Origin of the sequence: Hydrogenophaga sp. PBL-H3 (assembly GCF_010104355.1) — a bacterium.
Lineage (GTDB): Bacteria > Pseudomonadota > Gammaproteobacteria > Burkholderiales > Burkholderiaceae_C > Hydrogenophaga.
In genome coordinates this window covers 1,979,912-1,999,845 of sequence record NZ_CP044972.1, presented here as the reverse complement: position 1 = coordinate 1,999,845, position 19,934 = coordinate 1,979,912, and the positions used below count along the sequence as shown (strand labels likewise).

Below are 19,934 nucleotides of genomic sequence, written 5' to 3'. Positions count from 1 at the left end.
GCGGACGTAGTCTTTGAAGAGCGTCTGACTGCAAGCTGACAGAACCCATGAAGGGGGTGCAACGGACCCCCTGGATCAGTGCAAACCCCTAGGGTAAAGAGGGGCTCCGACGCCACAAACAGCTCACGGCGATGATCACGGCGAAGCCCAGCGGCACGCCAAAAACGCCGGCAGAAACGGGCTGAATGCTGAACCAGAGGTTCTGTCCCGGAGCCAGTCCCACCCAGGCGCGCACAAGCGGCGCGTTGACCATCATGTAGGCCACGGTCAGGCCCAGGCCCAGCAACATGCCGGCAACCGCAGCCGCGCCCGTGGTGCGTGACCAGAAGATGCCCATGATCATGGCGGGAACGAGCGCCGATGCAGCCAGCGAGAATGACGAGGCCACCAGCGGCAAGATCTCTGCAGGCTTGTAAGCCGCCACAAAAGCCGCCACGGTGGCCACACTCAGCAGAACGAACTTGGACAGAATCACGCGCTGCTCGGGCGGCACAACGCGCTTGACCTCACTGCAATAGGTATCTCGCACCAGCGAGTTGCTGATCGTCAGCAGCAACCCGTCAGCAGTGGACAGTGCCGCAGCCAGGCCACCCGCAGCCACCAGCCCCGACACCACATAGGGCATGCCGCCGAGCTCTGGCGTGGCCAGCATGATCACGTCGGCCCCCAGGCGGATTTCACCGAACTGCAGGATGCCATCTCCATTGACATCGCTCACCGACACCAGCGACGAATCCAGGCGAGCCCATTGCGCGATCCAGGCTGGCAGGGCATCGAAGCTGCTGCCCACCACGTTCTGCATCACCTCGAACTTGACCAGCACCGCCAGCGCGGGCGCACTCAGATAAAGCAGGGCAATGAAGAAAAGTGTCCATGCCACGGAAGCCCTCGCCGTGGCCACCGAGGGCGTGGTGAAGTAGCGAGTCAGCAGGTGTGGCAATCCGGCAGTGCCCAACATCAGGCAGAACATGAGGGCCAGAAAATTGGCGCGTGAGGACTGAAATGCCTGCTGCTGTGCCGGCGTTCCATCGGGGTCTCCCGCGAACGCCTGGCTGTGGGGCAGCAAGCCGCCGAGTGGCCGCGAACGCTCCTGGCTTTCCTTCATCGCCTGGGTCCAGCGCTCCCGCGCAGTGGCCACGTCCTTGGGCAGCGCGGAGAGCTGGCGCCCCGCAGCATTCACCAATTGTTGTGGCGCATTCTGAGCCTTGAGCGTTCGCACGTGCTCCTCCGCCAATGCGCGTTCACGTGTAAGCGTGCCTTCCACGTCCTGCAGCCACACCGCGTACTGGTTTGCCCGTCGCAGAAACTCCGCCTGCACTTGCTGCTCCGAGGGCGAGGCCATGAGTTCGTGTTCAAGCTTGGTGATCTTCTCGATCTGCTTGCCATACACCAGCGGGGCCAACGGATTGCCCACTTGTTTGTAGGCAAGCCATGAAACTGGAATGAGGAATGCCAGCAGCAAGATGATGTACTGCGCCACCTGCGTCCAGGTGATGGCGCGCATGCCACCGAGAAACGAGCACAGCACCACACCGCCAAGGCCGAGCATGATGCCGATCTCGAATTGCACGCCGGTCAGGCGCGATGCCACCAGGCCGATGCCATAGATTTGCGCCACCACATAGGTGAAGGAACACAGCACCGCGGAAAACGCCGCAATGCGCCGCGGCCAGTTGCCGCCGTAGCGCAGCTTGAAATAGTCGGGCACGGTGTAGAGGTTGAGCCGGCGCAGATGGGGCGCGATCAGCAAGGCCACCAGGCAGAAGCCGCCCGTCCAGCCCATGACGTAGGCCAGGCCGCCCACCTGACCTTCGGTGCCTCCAAAGCCTTGCAGGTAGAGGCCGCCCGCAAGGCTGATGAATGAGGCTGCGCTCATCCAGTCCGCCGCAGCGGCCATGCCGTTGTAGACGGGCGGAATACGACGCCCCGCCACGTAGTACTCCTCGGGATCGACAGTGCGCCCGTAGATGCCGATGCCCCCGTACATCATGACGGTGGAAAACAGAAAGATCGGACCGAGCCAGCTTCTCGACAAACCGCTGCGCTCGGCCCAGGCCATCAGCAGCAGGAAGGCGATCAGCGCCAGGATGTAGAGCGTCAGGATCCGGTGCAGCCGTCGTTTGTAGGCAGCGTAGGCGGGGAGCTCAGCCATCGCTGGACCCGCCCTGCTCGCTTTCTGCCTGGGCTTCCAGCCGGTTCATGGCCCACGCGTAAACCACCACGATGACGATGAACACCAGCACCGCTCCCTGGGAGGCCACCCAGAAGTGGAACGGCCAACCGAGCACCGCAAAGCTGATGTCGCGGGCAAAGAAACACAGGCCGAACGACACCGCAAACAGGACCATCAGCAACGCGGCCTTCAAGGCGAGGGCTCGGCGATCGTGGTTCTCGTTGCTGAATGGCTCTGACATTGCGGAATCATCGCATCTCGGCGCCTTGCGACGCCTAGGTGTTTCCTGGGGCCTCGGTGCGCCCGGCTGGTGTCAGCCCTTGGCCAGCAGCTGCCAGGTGTCGACCACCGAGTCCGGATTCAACGAGATCGAGCTGATGCCTTCGTCGCGCAGCCACTGCGCAAAGTCGGGGTGGTCGCTGGGGCCCTGGCCGCAGATACCCACGTATTTGCCTTCAGCCTTGCAGGCGCCGATGGCCATTCTCAGCAGCGCCTTGACGGCCGGATCGCGCTCGTCGAAGTCGTGCGCCAGCAGCTCCAGACCGGAATCGCGGTCCAGCCCCAGGGTGAGCTGGGTCAGGTCGTTGGAGCCGATGGAGAAGCCGTCGAAGTACTGCAGGAAGTCCTTGGCCAGCACCGCGTTGCTCGGGATCTCGCACATCATGATGACCTTCAGCCCGTTCTCGCCGCGCTTGAGGCCCTTGTCGGCCATGAGCTCGGTCACGCGCCTGGCCTGGCCCAGCGTGCGCACAAACGGCACCATCACCTGCACGTTGTCCAGGCCCATGTCTTCGCGCACGCGTTTGAGCGCTTCGCACTCCATGGCGAAAGCTTCGCGGAAATCTTCACTGATGTAGCGCGCTGCGCCACGGAAGCCGAGCATCGGGTTCTCTTCGTCGGGCTCGTAGCGCGAGCCACCCACCAGCTTGCGGTACTCGTTGCTCTTGAAGTCCGACAGGCGCACGATGACTGGCCGGGGCCAGAATGCCGCCGCGATGGTGGCCACCCCTTCAGCCACCTTGTCCACGTAGAAAGCGCGTGGCGAAGCATGGCCGCGCGCCACCGACTCCACCGCCTTCTTCAGATCGGCGTCGATCTGCGGGTAGTCCAGGATCGCCTTGGGGTGCACCCCGATATTGTTGTTGATGATGAATTCAAGCCGCGCCAGACCGACACCGGCGTTGGGAATCTGGCAAAAGTCAAACGCGAGCTGCGGGTTGCCCACGTTCATCATGATCTTCACGTCCAGCGGTGGCATCTCGCCACGCTGCACCTCGGTGATTTCGGTCTCCAGCAGGCCGTCGTAAATGTGGCCGGTGTCGCCTTCGGCGCAGCTCACCGTGACCAACGTGCCATCCTTGAGCAGCTCGGTCGCGTCGCCACAACCCACCACCGCCGGAATGCCCAGCTCGCGCGCAATGATGGCCGCGTGGCAGGTGCGCCCGCCTCGGTTGGTGACGATGGCGCTGGCCCGCTTCATCACCGGCTCCCAGTTCGGGTCGGTCATGTCGGTCACCAGCACATCGCCGGGCTGCACCTTGTCCATCTCGCTGATGTTGTGCACCAGACGCACCGGGCCCGTGCCCACTTTCTGGCCAATCGCGCGGCCGCTGGCCAGCACCGCACCCTTGCCTTTGAGCTTGTAGCGCACCTCGGTCTTGCCCACACTCTGGCTCTTCACCGTTTCGGGGCGGGCCTGCAGGATGTAGAGCTGACCGTCCACGCCGTCCTTGCCCCACTCGATGTCCATCGGGCGGCCATAGTGCTGCTCGATCACGATCGCGTAGCGCGCCAGTTGCTCCACGTCGGCGTCGGTCAGGCTGTAGCGGTTGCGCAGCTCCACCGGCACATCGGTGGTCTTCACCAGTTTGCCTTTGAGCGCGCCGTCGCCCGACTTCTCTGCCTCGGACGTAAAGCCCATCTGGATCAACTTGCTGCCCAAGTTGCGGCGGATCAGCGCGCGCTTGCCCGCCTTGAGCATGGGCTTGTGAACATAGAACTCGTCGGGGTTCACGGCGCCCTGCACCACGGTTTCACCCAGGCCATAGCTGCTGGTGATGAAGACAACGTCTTCAAAGCCGCTCTCGGTGTCGATGGTGAACATCACGCCGGCGGCACCCAGGTCGGAGCGCACCATGCGCTGCACGCCGGCGCTCAGGGCCACGTCGGCGTGGGCAAAGCCCTTGTGCACGCGGTAGCTGATGGCGCGGTCGTTGTAGAGCGAGGCAAACACCTCCTTCATCTTGTGCAGCACCTCTTCGATGCCGATCACGTTGAGGAAGGTCTCCTGCTGGCCGGCAAACGAAGCGTCGGGCAGGTCTTCGGCAGTGGCCGACGAGCGCACGGCGAACGAGGCGGTGGCGTTGCCATTGGTGAGCGTCACGAAGGCTTCGCGGATGGCCTTTTCCAGATCGGCCGGAAACGGCTGGTTTTCCACCATGGCGCGGATCTCGGCACCGGCCTCTGCCAGGGCGCGCACGTCTTCGGTGTCCAGTGCGTCCAGGCGCGCGTTGATGCGTTCGGTCAGGCCGTCGTATTGAAGGAATTCGCGGAACGCGTGTGCCGTGGTGGCGAAACCCGTGGGCACTTTCACGCCGGTGGGCAGTTGCGAGATCATCTCGCCGAGGCTGGCGTTCTTGCCGCCGACGGCCTCGACATCGCTCATTCGCAGGTGCTCGAACGGCACGACCAGATCGGTCACTCCAAACAGGTGGGACATGGGAAAACTCCTAAGGTTGAAAAACCGGGGTGTCCATGCGGGGCTGGTGACCTGTTGTTCTGTTGTGGGTCTGGCACCGGGCAGGGAGGCAAATGAGACGGCGGCGCCACGGATAATGGCCCCGACACAACACCCGGTATTGTAAGGACGCGCCCCATGCCCAACAGAACGGTCTTCTTCATCTCTGACGGTACCGGCATCACCGCCGAAACCTTCGGCAACGCCCTGCTGGCCCAGTTCGAGACCGAGGTGCGGCGCGTGCGCCTGCCGTTTCTGGACAGCGTGGACAAGGCCCACCAGGCGGTGCGCCAGATCAACCACACCGCCGAGGTCGAGGGCAAGCGCCCGCTGGTGTTCACCACGGTAGTCAACATGGAGGTGCTCGCGGTGTTTCAAGGACACTGCAACGGCATGATGCTCGACATGTTCGGCACCTTCGTGGAGCCCATGGAACATGAGCTGGGCATCAAGTCCAACCACCGCGTGGGGCGCTTCTCCGATGCGTCCAAGAGCAAGGCCTACAACGACCGCATCGAGGCCATCAACTTCTCGCTGGCGCACGACGACGGCCAGAGCCACAAGGACCTGCAGGGGTCTGATGTGATCCTGGTCGGGGTGAGCCGCAGCGGCAAGACGCCGACCTCGCTCTACCTGGCCATGCAGTACGGCTTGAAGGCTTCCAACTACCCGCTGATCCCCGAGGACTTCGAGCGCCGCAAGCTGCCGCCCGCGCTGGTGGCACACCGCAAGAAGATCTTTGGCCTGACCATCGCGCCCGATCGCCTGAGCGAGATCCGCAACGAGCGCCGCCCGAACTCCCGCTACGCGAGCCTGGACAACTGCCGCATGGAAGTGAGCGAGGCAGAAGGCATGATGCGCCGCGAGGGCATCCGCTGGTTGTCGACGACGACCAAATCCATCGAAGAAATCGCGACAACGATCCTGCAGGAGATCCGGCCGGAGCGTCTTGAGTACTGAGCCCGCGCCGACCCGCAAGGACCGGCGGCACCCCGCCCGTCAGAGCGACGTCAGCTTGAACCAAAAGAATCGGTTTTCGGGTTCTGCCCCTCCTTGCAACCCATGCCCCCGTGCATGTTGTGGCATCCGCCACCGAACACCATGATCAAGATCCTCATCGCCTTCGTCCTGTTTGCCGCCGTCAGCCTGTTCGCACTCATGAAGGGTGGTGACATCGACATGGGTGGAGAAAAGCACGGCGTCGATGCCTCCCCCGCCCCCGCGGAAAGCCAGGCCCCCGCTAGCCCGGCGCCTGCCAGCCAACCCAAGTAAGGGCAGGACGGCCCCCGGGCCGTGACGGAGGTGGGGAATCCCGCGCTGGTGCGCGCGGCTTGAAAGGTCTCCCCTTGAAACTGGCGCTGCTCTCCGATCTTCACGCCAACCTGCAGGCCCTTGACGCCTGCCTGGCGCACGCCCGGCAGCAAGGCGCCACTCGGTACGCACTGTTGGGCGATCTCGTGGGCTACGGCGCAGACCCCTGCGCCGTGATCGACCGGGTCGTGCAACTGGCCGCGAACGGCGCCTTGGTGCTGAAAGGCAACCACGATGCCCTGGCCGTGGCACCGTCTGCACAAGGCGCGCGGCTGGAAGATGCCACCTCGCTGTGGACCCACCAACAACTCTCGGCGGACCAGCGCACCTTCCTCGCGTCGCTGCCCCTGACCGGCCACATCGGCCACTGCTGGCTGGTGCACGCAAGCGCCGAAGCACCGGAGCAATGGCGCTACGTGGATGACGAGCGCAGCGCGCTGGCCAGCCTGGATGCGGCCACACGGCATCCCGGCGTGCGCTACGTCTTCGGCGGCCACGTTCACCACCAGACGCTGTACTACAAGGGCCGCAGCCACGGACTGATGGCGTTTGCGCCCACCCCGGGCGTGGCCATTCCCACGCCGGCCCACCGGCGGTGGATCGCCACCATCGGCTCGGTCGGGCAGCCGCGCGATGGTCAGCCACTGGCGATGTACGCGCTGTTTGACGCCGCTCAAGCCCGCCTCACTTTCCACCGCGTACCTTACGACCATGCCGGCGCCGCCGCTGCGGTGAGGCGGGCGGGCCTGCCGGAGTACTTCGCGAAACGGCTGGAAGAAGGACGATGAAACTGCTGACACCGGGCACAGCACTGGACGGGTTCGTCGTTGGCGAATGCGTGCATGCCGGCGGCATGGCGCACATCTACCGAGTCACGTACGCCGACGACCGCCACGACCCCGGATTCCCCATGGTCATGAAAGTGCCCCGCATGACGGTGGGCGACGGGGCCGAGACCATCGTGGGTTTCGAGATCGAGCACCAGTTGCTGGAGGTGCTGACGGGGCCGCACGTCCCGCGTTTCGTGGCCGCTGGCGATCTGACGCAGGTGCCCTACATCGTCATGGAACGCATTGAAGGACGCACCCTGGAGAGCTGGCTGAGGCCGTCAGACCACGGCTCGACGCTGCCGCCCGACGAGATCGCCCGACTGGGCTCTGCACTGGCCCATGCCCTGCACAGCCTGCACCGGCAAAACGTCTGCCACCACGACATCAAACCCGGCAACGTGCTCATCAGACCCGATGGCACCGCCGTGTTGCTGGACTTCGGCCTCTCCTGCCATGCCGACTTTCCCGACCTCCTGGCCGAAGAGCTGCGCCTGGCGGTGGGCTCCCCCGCCTGGATAGCCCCCGAGCAGGTGGTGGGCGTGCGTGGCGACCCTCGCAGCGATCTGTTTGCCGTCGGCGTGGTGCTCTACGAACTCGCCACCGGCGAACTGCCCTTTGGCGAGCCACAAACCACCGGCGGACTGCGGCAGCGTTTGTGGATGGACCCGAAACCTCCGCGGGCCTTGCGCCCCGACCTGCCCCCTTGGTTGCAGGAAGTGCTGTTGCGTTGCCTGGAGCCTGTCGCCGCCGATCGCCACCCTTCGGCGGCGCACCTGGCGTTCGAACTCTCGCACCCCGATCAGGTACATGTCACGGAGCGCGGCCAACGCACGCGGGGCACGAGCTTGCGAGCGCATGCGGCGCGCTGGTTCAGGGCCGCGGGACGACACTACCAACCCAGTCCCAAGCCAGCCCACCACCTGCAGAGCGTGCCGATCCTGATGGTGGCGATCGCGCACACCGACGTCAGCGATGCCACCCTTTATTCCCTGCGCGAGACGGTCGCGCGCCAGTTGCACGCACGTCCCGGTGCGCGGCTGGCCTGCGTCACGGTGATTCCGCCACTGGACGCGGCCCCCACGCGCGAGCAGGACAGCGAGACCCATGCCCACCGCCGCCAACTTGCGCGGCTGATGCAATGGGCGCAGCCGCTCGATGTGCATCCGGTGTCCTGCCACGTGCTGGAAGCGAGCGACGTTGCGCATGCGCTGGTGCGGTATGCGCAGGGCAACCATGTCGACACCATCGTGATGGGCGCTGCGACCCACGGCTTGCCGCTGCAACGCTGGGTGTCCACCGTCCCCATCAAAGTGTCCATGTCCGCGCCGTGCACCGTGATACTGGTCAAACCGCACCTCCCGTTCGAACGTCTGGCTGACTGAATCGGGCGCGCATTGACAACTGATTACATAAATAGGTTGCGTCTTGCGGGATGAGCCACCAGAATCCGTGACGGAATTCACATTCTGAAACGTGATGAGGGGGAGTGATCATGGCGAACAAGACCAACGTCAACGCCGCCAAGGGGCCTCAAGCCCTGGCACTGCACATCGGCCTCAATGAGGTCAGCGCCGCCCACTATGCGGGCTGGAGCGGGCCACTGGCAGCCTGCGAGTTCGACGCCCACGACATGGCGGCGATCTCCAGTGCCCAGGGCATGAAGAGCAGCCTGCTCATCACCAAAAAGGCCACGCGCGCCAACTTCCTCGCGGCGGTCCGCAAGGCGGCCAAGGCGCTCTCCGCTGGCGACCTGTTCTTCATGACGTTCTCTGGCCACGGTGGTCAGGTGCCCGACGTGAGCGGCGAGGAACCCGACAAGCTCGACGAGACCTGGTGCCTGTTCGACGGCCAGCTGATCGACGACGAGCTGTACTACGAGCTCAGCCGTTTCAAGGCGGGTGTGCGCATCCTGGTGCTGTCCGACAGCTGCCACAGCGGCACCGTGGTGCGCGCCGCCCGACCTGCCCCGGGCACGCCGGAGCAGCGCCCGCGCATCATGCCGCGCTCCGTGGCCCTGCGCGTCTACGGGGAACACAAGGCCTTCTACGACCAGCTGCAGAACGACGTGGCCAAGGCTGCGGGCGGCAAGGTCACCGACCCCGACACGGCCCTGGGCAATGTCACCGTGAGCGAGCGGCTCACCGCGATCGTGAAGGACTTCCACCCTGCGGTGATCCTGATCTCGGGTTGCCAGGACAACCAGTTTTCCATGGACGGCGACCACAACGGCGCGTTCACCGAACAACTGCTCAGCGTCTGGAACAACGGCAGCTTCAAGGGAAGCTACGCCAGCCTGCATGCGCGGGTGCGCGCGGGCCTGCCGCCCACGCAATCGCCCAATCTGTTCACGCTGGGGCCGGCGGCGGCCTTTCTCAAACAGGCGCCCTTCTCGCTCTGATTGCTGTCGCGTTCCTGCGTTGTTGTCCTCGGGAGGATTTCATGCTTGGCATACAGAACCACCGCCTCACCGGCCCCGACGTGAGCTTCCGGCCCACACCCAACGTGGGCGGCACCATGCGCCCGCAGTTCGTGGTGCTGCACTACACCGCCGGGCGCACGCTGGAGAGTTCGGTGGAGTCCTTGTGCACGAAGAAGCCGCAGGGCAATGCCTCGGCGCACATCGTGCTCGGGCGCGATGGGCGCATCGTGCAGCTCGCGCCGTTCAACACCGTGACCTGGCACGCCGGCGTGAGCCAGTGGAACGGCATCGACGGGTTGAACCACCACGCCATCGGCATCGAGATGGACAACGCCGGCCTGCTGCACCGCGAGGGCGAACGCTGTGTCTCCTGGTTCGGCAAGGCCTACCCTGACAACGAGGTGGTGGTGGCCGAACACCGCCACGGCGGTGGTGTGCGGCCCTGGCACCACTTCACCGAGGTGCAGATCGAACGCGCGCTGCAACTTTGCGAGGCGCTGGTGGCGCACTACAGCCTGCAGGACGTGCTGGGCCACGAAGACATCGCACGCGGGCGCAAGGTCGATCCCGGCCCGGCCTTCCCGCTGGCCGCCGTGCGGGCCCGCGCCCTGGGCCGTGGCGGTGATGTGGCGGTGCGGCTGGTGGTCACGGCGGCCAGCCTGAACATCCGCAGTGGTCCGAGCGCCGATTTCCCCAAGGTCGCGCCCGCGCTCAAGCGTGGTGCCGAGCTGGTGCTGCTCGAACCCCAGGATCGCTGGAGCCGTGTGGCTGTGGTGGGTGCCACCGACCTGGAAGGCTGGGTGTGCAACGACTTCGTGGCGCGCCAGGCGGCCACGCGCTCCCAGGCCGGTGTGCTCTCGCGCTCACAGCGCGCCGTGCCGTTGGCCACCACGGCGGCCAGCGCCCCGGCCAAGAAGCAGGCCGCGCCTGCCAAGAAAACCACCACCCGCGCCCGGCGCTGACGCCAGGCACGTGCACCCGCTGCAGAAAGTGCCTCCATGACCACCGCATCCGACCCCATCACCTTCATCGTTCGCGGTCAGCAGCAGACCGCCTTGGCCGCCACGCGCGGCAGAGCATCGGGTTCCTCGGCCAGCTTTGGCGGACGCGGGCAGACCACGCAGCGTGTGCAGGTGGGCGCCACCCGTGGCAGCAGCGACGTGGTTCGGCTCACCGCCCGCCCCGGGCTCGATGCGGTGGTGCTGCACATCACCAACGGCCCCTCGCTCATGCTGCACCCCGAGACCGCGCGCGACCTGATGCTGGCGCAGTCGGGCCTCACGCGCAGCGGTGTTGAAGCACAACCACGCAGCCGCTCCGGCGCCAGCGCAGCCAGCACCGAAATCAACGTGCCCGCGCAGCTCGGCTGGCAAGGCCTGGAGCAGGCGGGGGCTTCACGCGGCGCCTCGCGTGGGCGCCTGGGCGACGTGCTGCTCTCGGCCGTCGAGGTGGTCACCGGCCTGCTGCTGGAGCCGGCCTCGCGCATCACGGCCGCCAAGATCGCGGCACGGGTGGACAACCAGGTCGAGGCCGGCCTGTACCCGCTGTCGGCGGAGAGCTTTGCCACCGCACTCAAGGGCAATGGCCAGCGGCTCACACAGCTCGCCCCTCCCACGCCGACCGACTCACCGTTGCTCGTGCTGCTGCACGGCACGTTCTCGGAAACCCATGGCACCTTCGGCAAGTTGTGGCAGCACCACCCGAACAAGGTGCGAGAGCTGTTTGCGCGCTATGGCAACCGTGTCTACGGCTTCGACCATCCCACGCTCACGGCCAGCCCGATCGACAACGCCCTGCTGCTCGTCCGCTCGCTGCCCAAGGGCGCGCGCCTGCACCTGCTCACCCACTCGCGCGGCGGGCTGGTGGCCGAGGTGCTGGCCAGGGTGTGTGCGCGACCCGATCTCGATGAGAAATCGCTCGCCCCGTTCAAGGCGCCAGACCACCGCAACCAGTTGAAAGCCTTGCGTGACCTGGCTGCCGCGCTCAAGGGGCGCGACATCCGCGTGGAGCGCGTGGTGCGCGTGGCCTGCCCTTCTCGCGGCACGCTCCTGGCCTCCCAACGGCTCGATGCCTACGTGTCGGTGCTCAAGTGGTCGTTTGAGCTGGCCGCGATTCCGGTGGCACCCACGCTGATCGATTTCATTGGTGAAGTGGCCAGCCAGCGCACCGACCCCACGCTGATGCCCGGCCTCGAATGCATGATGCCGCAGAGCCCGCTGGTGCAGTGGCTGCACGCCAGCGAAGGCACAGACGCCGGACCACTGCCAGGCCAGCTGCGCGTGGTGGCGGGCGACATCCAGGGCGACTCCATCACTTCGTGGGTCAAGACCCTGCTGGCCGACGCGTTCTACTGGACCGACAACGACCTCGTGGTGCAGACCCGGTCGATGTACGGCGGCACGCCACGCGCGCCCGCCGGTGGTCATGCGGCGGCCACCTTTGTGCTGGAGCGCGGTGGCAAGGTGACCCACTTCAGCTACTTCAGCGAACCGCGCTCGGCCGAAGCCATCTGCAACGCCCTGGTGCAAGACAACCCTGCGGGCTTCCAGCCGATCGGTCCGATGTCGTGGGCTGGCAGCTCCAGCGACGGCCTGCGCGGCATGCCCCGCTCGGCTGGTGCGCCGCCCGCCTCCGAACGGCCCGCAGTGATCATGCTGCCGGGCATCCTGGGCAGTCACCTTGCCGTGGACGGCAAGCGCGTCTGGCTGAGTGCGCGCATTCTCGGCGGCCTGGGCCGCCTGGCCTACCCCGATGAAGGCGGGCGCGTGCTGCCCGATGGCGCCATCGGCAGCGTCTACGACGACCTGGCCACCTTCCTTTCGGACACCCATGAGGTCATCGAGTTCTCATTTGACTGGCGCCGCCCCATCGAAGAAGAAGCCGCCCGACTGGCCGACGTGATGGACCAGGCCCTGGCCGCGCGCGCCACCAGCGGCCAGCCCGTGCGACTGCTCGCGCACTCCATGGGCGGGCTGGTGGCGCGCACCGCGCAGCTGGAGCGCCCCGACGTGTGGCAGCGCTGGCTGGAACGCCCGGGCTCGCGCATGCTGATGCTGGGCACGCCCAACGGCGGCTCGTTCGCCCCCATGCAGGTGCTCTCGGGCGACGACACCATGGGCAACGCGCTCTCAGCCTTCGGCATGCCGTTTCAGGACCACAAGGCGCGCCGTCTCATGGCGGCCATGCCGGGCTTCCTGCAGCTGCAGGCCGGTCTGCTCGATCCCGCGCTGGGCCTGGCCCAGAGCGAGCGCTGGCAGGCGCTGGCCACGCAAGACATGAAGACGCTGGAGGACGCCAACTTCTGGCACAGCGTGGAGAGCCAGCGCGCCATTTACCGCTGGGGCGTGCCGTCGCAAGAGGTGCTGGATCGGGCCGTGGCGTTGCGCCGCCGACTGGACCAGCAACGCGATGCCGCACTGCCCGGCTTTCGCGACCGGCTGCTGATGGTGGTGGGTCACGCCCGCTTCACACCCGCCAGCTTCGAGATCGACGCGCGCGAGGGCCTGGTTTATCTGGACCAGCCCGATGGTGGCGACGGTCGGGTGACGCTGGAAAGCGCCCTGCTGCCCGGCGTGCGCGCCTGGAAGGTGGACTGCGAACACGGCGGTCTGCCCGATGCGGCCTCCGCATTTGCCGCCTACCTTGAACTGCTGCAGCACGGCGACACACAGCGCCTGCCCCTGGTCGGCGCGTTGCCCCTCGCGCGCAGCGGTGGCGGCGCCGTGCCGGCACTGGTGCGCAGCCGCCCATCGAGACAGCGCAGCACGGTCATGCAGCCCCCCACGGGACTGGGTGATGTGCTTGCATTGGCTGCCGAGGCGCCCATCCGCACCGAAGCACCACAAAGTGCGCTGCGCATCAGCGTGCACAACGCCAACCTCAAGTTCATCAGTTCGCCCTTGCTGGTGGGCCACTATTTTTCGTCCACCCTCAGTGGAAGCGAAGCGGTGGTCGACCGCTTCATCGGTGGCGTCATGTCGGCATCACTGGCGGCCGGCCTCTACCCGGAAGCGCCGGGCACGCACCAGATCTTCGTCAACAACCGCCAGGATCCGGACAGCCCCCTCTCCCTGCCCCGCCCGCCTCATGTGGTGGTGGCAGGCCTGGGCTCCGAGGGCAAGCTCAAGAGTGCGGCAATCACCCACACGGTGCGCCAGGCCACCTTGGCCTGGGCACAGCGGGTGGCCGAAGCGCCAGACGGAGGTGCCACCCAGTTCGAGCTGGCCGCCACGATGATCGGCAGCGGCGGCAGCGGCATCAGCGTGAGCACGTCGGCCCAGGCCGTGGCGCAAGGCGTGCGCGAGGCCAATGAAAAGCTCAGCGCGGGTGGCTGGCCGGTGGTGAGCCACCTGCGCCTGGTGGAGCTGTATCTCGACCGGGCCACCGAGGCCTGGGGCGCGCTGACCCTCCTGTGCGCGGCATCGCCCGACCACTTCGTCCTGTCTCCCTGCGTTGTCTCGGGCGTGGGGGCGCTGCGCAGGACACTGGACAACGGTTACCGCGGCACCGCCTACGACTTCATCAGCGCGGTGACCGTGACCGACGAAACGGGTGAACCCAGCATCGTCTACACACTGGACACCCAGCGCGCCCGCGCCGAGGTGCGCGCCCAGGCCACGCAGGCACGGCTGGTGGGTGAGCTGGTGCGGCGCGCCTCCAACGACGCCAACCGCGACCGCAACATCGGCCGCACGCTGTTCCAGCTGCTGGTGCCGGTGGAGATGGAGTCCAGCCTCAGTGGAACCAGCGAGCTGCTGCTGGAACTCGACGACGGCACGGCCGCCATTCCGTGGGAGTTGCTGGACGCGCCCGACGATGGCCGCGGCGGGCCCGAGGCGCCCTGGGCCATCCGCAACAAGCTGCTGCGCCGCCTGCGCACCGTCGCCTTCCGCACCCAGGTGAGCGACGCACGACTGGAAGACTGCGTGCTGGTGATCGGAGAGCCGCTGAGCGACCCGGCGCTCTACCCACCGCTGCCGGCCGCGCGGGTGGAAGCTGAAGCGGTAGTGGAAGCACTCAGCGGACAGCTTGGGCTCGACGCATCCCGCGTGCATGCCTTGATTGCGCCCGACGACGGCCTGGGACCCGACGCCGCCGCCGTGACCACCGCGCTGCTGGCGCGGCGCTACCGCATCGTGCACATCGCCGGCCATGGCGAACCCGAACTCCTGCGCCCGGGCAAGCCACCGCTGTTGCGCGGCGTGGTGCTCAGCGACAACACCTTTCTCGGCCCACGCGAAGTGCAGGCCATGCGGGTCGTGCCCGAGCTGGTGTTCCTCAACTGCTGCCACCTCGCCGCCGACCCTGACAAGCTGCTCAAGGGCGGCTACGACCGTGCGCAGTTCGCCGCTGGCGTGGCCAAGCAACTGATCCGCATCGGCGTGCGTTGTGTGGTGGCCGCAGGCTGGGCTGTGGAAGACGACGCAGCGAACCTGTTTGCCACCGAGTTCTACCGCGCACTGCTCTCGGGCCAGCGCTTCATGGACGCGGTGCAGGCCGGGCGGGTGGCCGCCTACAACGCCAACCCGCAAGGCAACACCTGGGCCGCCTACCAGTGCTACGGCGACCCCGACTGGGTCTGGCAGCGCAACGAGACCGACACGCGCCGCACCCCTCCTCCGCTGTCCAAGCTGTACGCCGGCATTGCTTCACCGGTGGCGCTGGCCCTGGCCCTGGAAACCCTGGCGGTGCAGAGCGCCACCCAGGGCGCCGCACCCGAATCGCAACGCGAAAAGATCCGCTACCTGGAAGCCCGTTTTGACAGCGAATGGGGCGGCATGGGCGCAGTGGCCGAAGCCTTTGGTGTGGCCTGGGCCGCTGCGCGCGACATCGAGCGAGCGCTGCACTGGTACCGCCGCGCGGTGGCGGCCAACGACAGCAGCGCGTCTGTCAAGGCCAACGAGCAACTGGCCAACCTCGGTGCGCGCCAGGCTTGGACGCGGCTGGAAGCCGCGGGGCGCAACGGGTCACGGCCGGCGGCGCTGAAAGCACTCGTGGAGCAGGGTCGCAAGGAGATCGGGCAGGCCATTGCCATCCTGGACGCGCTGGTCACGCTGTCGCCCACGGTGGAACGCGAAAGCCTGCTGGGCTCGACCTGGAAACGCATGGCCCGGCTCGAAGGCATGGCGGGTGCTTCGGCGGCCGCAGCCAAGGCCCATGCCATCGACCGCATGGCCGAACACTACCGCCGGGCCGAGGCCCTGGCACTGCAAGGCGGCCAGGCCGACCTGTTCTACCCCGCGCTGAACCTGGTGGCGGCCGAACTGCTGTCGCGCGGGCGTGATCGCCAGTGGGCCGGCTTCGGCGCCGAGCGCCTGCAGCGTGTGCGCCAGAGCCTGGAGCTCAAACAACGCGAAGACCCGGACTTCTGGAGCGTGGTGGGCATTCCCGAACTCAGCGTTTACGAAGCCTTGGCCAGCCACGCGCTGGAGGCGCAGCTGCCCAACATCCTGACCAGCTTCGACGACATGCACCAACGCGCCGGCACCGCCTGGATGTGGGCCTCGGTCGCCGATCAGCTCGGCTTTGTGCTGGCGCATCTCGAGGGCGTCACCCGCGCCGACCGGCAGGCCGCCGATGAGTTGCTGAGCGTGTTGAACCGCTACGCCGCCGAATGAGCCGCATCTTCATCAGCTACCGGTCGTCCGACGGCAAGAAGGACGCAGACCGTTTGTGCGCCGACCTCAGCCGGCTCTACGGCGAGGACCAGGTGTTCTTCGACAAACAGGACCTGCGGGGCGGGCACTCGTGGCGCAGCGCCATCCTGGCTGCGCTGGGCACGCGGCCGGTGGTGCTGCTGCTGATCACACCCGATCTGCTGGGTATGGTGCATCCCGAAGGTGGCAGGCGCGTCGACCGGGACGACGATCCCATCCGGGGTGAAGTGCTCACCGCCCAGGGCCATGGCGCGACCATCATCCCGCTGCTGACCGAGGGCATGTTGATGCCCGCAACCACCGACATTCCAGCACCGCTGAGGTTCCTCAAAGAGTCGCACGCGCTCAAGCTGCGCACCGAGGACTGGGCCGACGACCTGAACAAGATCGTGGCCGACCTCGCCAGCCACGGCATCCATCCGCTGACGACGCCCCCACGCAAGGAGGACCCCACGAAGCGCGGCTGGATGCTGCGCATGCAACGCGGCTTCATGTGGATCGGTGGCATCTTCGTGGGGCTGGTGGTGATCGGCCTGCTGCTACCCGAGGAAAACGAGGCTCCCCTGCCCGCGTCGGCACCGTCCGCATCACCAGCACCTGCGCCGGGTCAGAACGCTCGCGATGTCTCGGGCCTGTGGTGGTCGATCGACCAGGACAACCGGCGCCTGCGGGTGCAGTTCACCGTGAGCAATGGCACCATCGAGTTGCAGACCGACGCCTTCCCCATCGCGGGGTACCCGAAGTGGCAGGCCTACGCGCAAAGCGTTCGCGACCAGGGCCTCATCGTCACCGACGTGCGCTATGTGGGCCAGGGCGTGCTCGCCGACGTGATGGGCGTGCCGCGCATCGAGATTCCCTACCAGGCCACCACCGGCGACGGCCGCGGGCCACTGGACACCGGCAGCGTGGTGCTCACGGCCAGCGCCGACGGCCAAGAGCTCACCGGCCAGCTCTGGAGCAACGGCGAACAGGCCGAAACCCCGCTGCGGCTCGTGCGACAACCCTGACCCCACCGACAACCCAAGGAGGCCCCCATGACCAAACTCGTTCACGTCTGTACCCAGCGCGTGCTGCCCGCCGAGCTCATGCAGTTCCAGCCCACGGTGCGCAGCCGAGGGCGCACGCGTGCCGTCATGCCGCTGGGCAAGCTCTGGATGAACGGCAGCACGCTGCGCGTGCGCTTCATCGGCGGCACCGCGGCACAGCAGGCCAAGGTGCGCGAGCAGGCGCTGTGGTGGACGGCCCACGCCAACCTGCATTTCGATTTCAACAACGCTGCGGATGCCGAGATCCGCATCAGCTTCGACCCGGGCAAGGGTGCGTGGTCCTACGTGGGCACCGACAACCGCAGCATTCCGCTGGACCAACCCACGATGAACCTGGGCTTCATGGACGGCGGCACCGTGGCGCACGAGTTTGGCCACGCCATTGGCCTGGCACACGAACACCAGAACCCGGCGGGCGGCATCCAGTGGAACGAAGCCGCCGTGATCCGCGACCTCTCGGGCCCACCCAACAACTGGACCGAAGCGACCATCCGACACAACGTGCTGAACAAGTACCGGGCCGATCAGGTCAACGGCACCACCTTCGACCCCGACTCGGTGATGCTGTATTTCTTTCCGGGCAGCTGGGTGCAGAGCGGCGTGGGCACGCGCGCCAACCCTGTGCTCTCCGCGCTGGACAAGGCGTTCATCGGGGGCGCCAAGGCCTACCCCAAGACCGCACCCACGCTGCTCGATGCACAAGAGCTGACGATAGGCGCCTTGCGCCGCACCTCGGCCGCCATCGGCAAGGCGGGCGAGGAAGACCTGTTCCAGTTCAACGTGAAGACCGGGGGCAGTCACACCGTAGACACCCTGGGTCCGACCGACGTGGTGATGAAACTCTTCGGCCCCGACAGCCCCACCGCGGTGATTGCCGAGGACGACGACAGCGGCGTGGAGACCAACGCGCTGATCCGCTCAAACCTCATCCCGGGCCGCTACTACGTGCAGGTGCGCCACTACAACAAGGTCAGCGGCATGGGGAACTACTCGGTGAAGGTGCGAAGGACCTGAACGGTCTGTGCTCGCCGAAAATGAAAAAGGCTTCGGCTCCCCGAAGCCTTTTCTCCTTCAGCGTGTCGCTGTCAGGCGGCGACTGCCTCAGCCGTTTCCGAGACCACCACGGGCTGGCGGATCAGGTAGTCGAAGGCGCTGAGCGCGGCCTTGGAACCATCACCCGCAGCGATCACGATCTGCTTGTACGGCACGGTGGTGCAGTCACCCGCGGCAAACACGCCGGGTACGTTGGTGTGGCCCTTGGCATCCACCTCGATTTCGCCGTAGCGGCTGAGGTCCACCGTGCCCTTGAGCCACTCGGTGTTGGGCACCAGTCCGATCTGGACGAACACGCCCTCGAGCTCCACGTGTTTCACATCGCCACTCACGCGGTCCTTGAACGACAGGCCGTTGACCTTGCCGCCAGCACCCGTGATCTCGGTGGTCTGCGCGTTCACGTTGATGGTCACGTTGGGCAGGCTTTTCAGCTTGCTCACCAGCACCGCGTCGGCCTTGAGCGCGTCGGCGAACTCGACCAGCGTCACGTGCTTCACGATGCCAGCCAGATCGATCGCGGCCTCCACGCCGGAGTTGCCACCACCAATCACTGCCACGCTCTTGCCCTTGAAGAGCGGACCGTCGCAGTGCGGGCAGTAGGCCACGCCCTTGTTCTTGTACTCAGCTTCGCCAGGCACATTCACATTGCGCCAGCGCGCACCGGTGGACAGGATCACGCTGCGCGACTGCAGCACCGCACCGTTGGCCATCTGCACCCGCACCAGGCCGCCCGACTCGGTGGCGGGAATGATCTTGTCGGCGCGCTGCAGGTTCATGATGTCCACGTCGTAGTGGCGCACCTGGGCTTCGAGCGCGGCAGCAAACTTCGGCCCGTCGGTCTCCAGCACGCTGATGTAGTTCTCGATCGCCATCGTGTCGTTGGTCTGACCACCGAAGCGCTCGGCGGCCACGCCCACGCGGATACCTTTGCGCGCGGCGTACACCGCGGCGGCTGCACCAGCCGGGCCACCGCCGACGATCAACACGTCGAACGGGTCCTTGGCGTTGAGTTTGGCGGCTTCGCGCTCGTCGGACTTCACGTCCAGCTTGGCCACGATCTCTTCCAGCGTCATGCGGCCCGAGCCAAACAGTTCGCCGTTGAGGAAGACCATGGGCACGGCCAGGATCTGGCGCTCTTCGACCTCGGCCTGGTACAGCCCTCCGTCGATCACCACGGCCTTCACGGCGGGGTTGATGATGGACATCAGCGACAAGGCCTGCACCACGTCAGGGCAGTTGTGGCACGAGAGGCTCATGTACATCTCGAAGCGGAAATCACCTTCCAGACCTTTGATCTGATCGATCACACCGGCCTCAACCTTCGGCGGATGGCCACCGGTCCACAGCAGCGCGAGCACCAGCGAGGTGAACTCGTGGCCCAGCGGGATGGCAGCAAAACGCACGCCGGAGGCCTCGCCTTCGCGGGCAATCACGAACGACGGCTTGCGCGCATCGGTGCCTGTCTCATCAAAGCTCACCAGGTCGGACAGCTCGGCGATCTCCTGCAGCAACTCTTTCATCTCGGCCGCACCAGCGCTGGCGTCGAGCGATGCGATCAGGCGGATGGGCCGCTGCAACTTGCCGAGGTAAGCCTGCAACTGGGTCTTGAGGTTGGTGTCGAGCATGAAAATCTCCTGAATGAAGTTGAGGCATCAATGCCGCTGGTGGATGGGCCCAGGCGGCCCATCGGTCTGCGGTACTAAAGACTG

Annotated in this window: 13 protein-coding genes; 9 read left to right on the top strand and 4 right to left on the bottom strand. The window is 66.4% G+C overall.

From position 1 onward, the window contains the following. Positions 1–88 precede the first annotated feature (88 nt). From F9Z44_RS09245 to ppsA, 3 genes are all read right to left on the bottom strand, one after another. Positions 89–2,152 (bottom strand): VC_2705 family sodium/solute symporter, encoded by a 2,064-nt coding sequence (locus F9Z44_RS09245; protein WP_159605480.1) that lies wholly within the window; start codon positions 2,150–2,152, stop codon positions 89–91. Then, positions 2,145–2,414 (bottom strand): DUF4212 domain-containing protein, encoded by a 270-nt coding sequence (locus F9Z44_RS09240; protein ID WP_159605478.1) that lies wholly within the window; start codon positions 2,412–2,414, stop codon positions 2,145–2,147. The genes F9Z44_RS09245 and F9Z44_RS09240 overlap by 8 nt, the downstream gene beginning before the upstream one ends. A gap of 72 nt (positions 2,415–2,486) precedes the next feature. Beyond that, a complete protein-coding gene (ppsA, locus tag F9Z44_RS09235; RefSeq protein ID WP_159605476.1) occupies positions 2,487–4,892 on the bottom strand; it encodes a phosphoenolpyruvate synthase in 2,406 nt (801 codons plus the stop codon). A 156-nt stretch (positions 4,893–5,048) separates the two neighbouring features. Between ppsA and ppsR the strand changes: the two genes are divergently transcribed. The 9 genes from ppsR (at position 5,049) to F9Z44_RS09195 (ending at position 18,186) form a co-directional block, all read left to right on the top strand. Then, on the top strand, positions 5,049–5,870 hold the full coding sequence (gene ppsR, locus F9Z44_RS09230) for a posphoenolpyruvate synthetase regulatory kinase/phosphorylase PpsR (RefSeq protein WP_159605474.1): 822 nt from the start codon (positions 5,049–5,051) through the stop codon (positions 5,868–5,870). Positions 5,871–6,011: 141 nt separating this feature from the next. Continuing rightward, positions 6,012–6,182 (top strand): hypothetical protein, encoded by a 171-nt coding sequence (locus F9Z44_RS22770; RefSeq protein ID WP_201450036.1) that lies wholly within the window; start codon positions 6,012–6,014, stop codon positions 6,180–6,182. Positions 6,183–6,256: 74 nt separating this feature from the next. Next, on the top strand, positions 6,257–7,009 hold the full coding sequence (locus tag F9Z44_RS09225; RefSeq protein WP_159605472.1) for a metallophosphoesterase family protein: 753 nt from the start codon (positions 6,257–6,259) through the stop codon (positions 7,007–7,009). Beyond that, positions 7,006–8,433, top strand: a complete 1,428-nt coding sequence (locus tag F9Z44_RS09220) for a serine/threonine protein kinase (RefSeq protein ID WP_159605470.1) — start codon at positions 7,006–7,008, stop codon at positions 8,431–8,433. The genes F9Z44_RS09225 and F9Z44_RS09220 overlap by 4 nt, the downstream gene beginning before the upstream one ends. A 110-nt stretch (positions 8,434–8,543) precedes the next feature. Further along, positions 8,544–9,449 (top strand): caspase family protein, encoded by a 906-nt coding sequence (locus tag F9Z44_RS09215; protein WP_159605468.1) that lies wholly within the window; start codon positions 8,544–8,546, stop codon positions 9,447–9,449. 41 nt (positions 9,450–9,490) lie between these two features. Then, positions 9,491–10,432 (top strand): N-acetylmuramoyl-L-alanine amidase, encoded by a 942-nt coding sequence (locus F9Z44_RS09210; RefSeq protein WP_159605466.1) that lies wholly within the window; start codon positions 9,491–9,493, stop codon positions 10,430–10,432. A gap of 36 nt (positions 10,433–10,468) precedes the next feature. Further along, positions 10,469–16,087, top strand: coding sequence for a CHAT domain-containing protein (locus tag F9Z44_RS09205; RefSeq protein ID WP_159605464.1), 5,619 nt, complete (start codon positions 10,469–10,471; stop codon positions 16,085–16,087). After that, on the top strand, positions 16,084–17,133 hold the full coding sequence (locus F9Z44_RS09200) for a toll/interleukin-1 receptor domain-containing protein (RefSeq protein ID WP_159605462.1): 1,050 nt from the start codon (positions 16,084–16,086) through the stop codon (positions 17,131–17,133). Before F9Z44_RS09205 ends, F9Z44_RS09200 begins: the two co-directional genes overlap by 4 nt. Positions 17,134–17,160: 27 nt before the next feature. Next, a complete protein-coding gene (locus tag F9Z44_RS09195) occupies positions 17,161–18,186 on the top strand; it encodes a pre-peptidase C-terminal domain-containing protein (RefSeq protein ID WP_159605460.1) in 1,026 nt (341 codons plus the stop codon). A 71-nt stretch (positions 18,187–18,257) separates the two neighbouring features. On the opposite strand, the gene ahpF is transcribed toward F9Z44_RS09195, so the two are convergent. Beyond that, on the bottom strand, positions 18,258–19,850 hold the full coding sequence (ahpF, locus tag F9Z44_RS09190; RefSeq protein WP_159605457.1) for an alkyl hydroperoxide reductase subunit F: 1,593 nt from the start codon (positions 19,848–19,850) through the stop codon (positions 18,258–18,260). Positions 19,851–19,934 lie beyond the last annotated feature (84 nt).

Coding starts and splice junctions, on each gene's coding strand:
- F9Z44_RS09245 (WP_159605480.1), bottom strand. CDS start 2,152: ATGGCTGAGCTCCCCGCCTACGCTGCCTACAAACGACGGCTGCACCGG.
- F9Z44_RS09240 (WP_159605478.1), bottom strand. CDS start 2,414: ATGTCAGAGCCATTCAGCAACGAGAACCACGATCGCCGAGCCCTCGCC.
- ppsA (WP_159605476.1), bottom strand. CDS start 4,892: ATGTCCCACCTGTTTGGAGTGACCGATCTGGTCGTGCCGTTCGAGCAC.
- ppsR (WP_159605474.1), top strand. CDS start 5,049: ATGCCCAACAGAACGGTCTTCTTCATCTCTGACGGTACCGGCATCACC.
- F9Z44_RS22770 (WP_201450036.1), top strand. CDS start 6,012: ATGATCAAGATCCTCATCGCCTTCGTCCTGTTTGCCGCCGTCAGCCTG.
- F9Z44_RS09220 (WP_159605470.1), top strand. CDS start 7,006: ATGAAACTGCTGACACCGGGCACAGCACTGGACGGGTTCGTCGTTGGC.
- F9Z44_RS09215 (WP_159605468.1), top strand. CDS start 8,544: ATGGCGAACAAGACCAACGTCAACGCCGCCAAGGGGCCTCAAGCCCTG.
- F9Z44_RS09210 (WP_159605466.1), top strand. CDS start 9,491: ATGCTTGGCATACAGAACCACCGCCTCACCGGCCCCGACGTGAGCTTC.
- F9Z44_RS09205 (WP_159605464.1), top strand. CDS start 10,469: ATGACCACCGCATCCGACCCCATCACCTTCATCGTTCGCGGTCAGCAG.
- F9Z44_RS09200 (WP_159605462.1), top strand. CDS start 16,084: ATGAGCCGCATCTTCATCAGCTACCGGTCGTCCGACGGCAAGAAGGAC.
- F9Z44_RS09195 (WP_159605460.1), top strand. CDS start 17,161: ATGACCAAACTCGTTCACGTCTGTACCCAGCGCGTGCTGCCCGCCGAG.
- ahpF (WP_159605457.1), bottom strand. CDS start 19,850: ATGCTCGACACCAACCTCAAGACCCAGTTGCAGGCTTACCTCGGCAAG.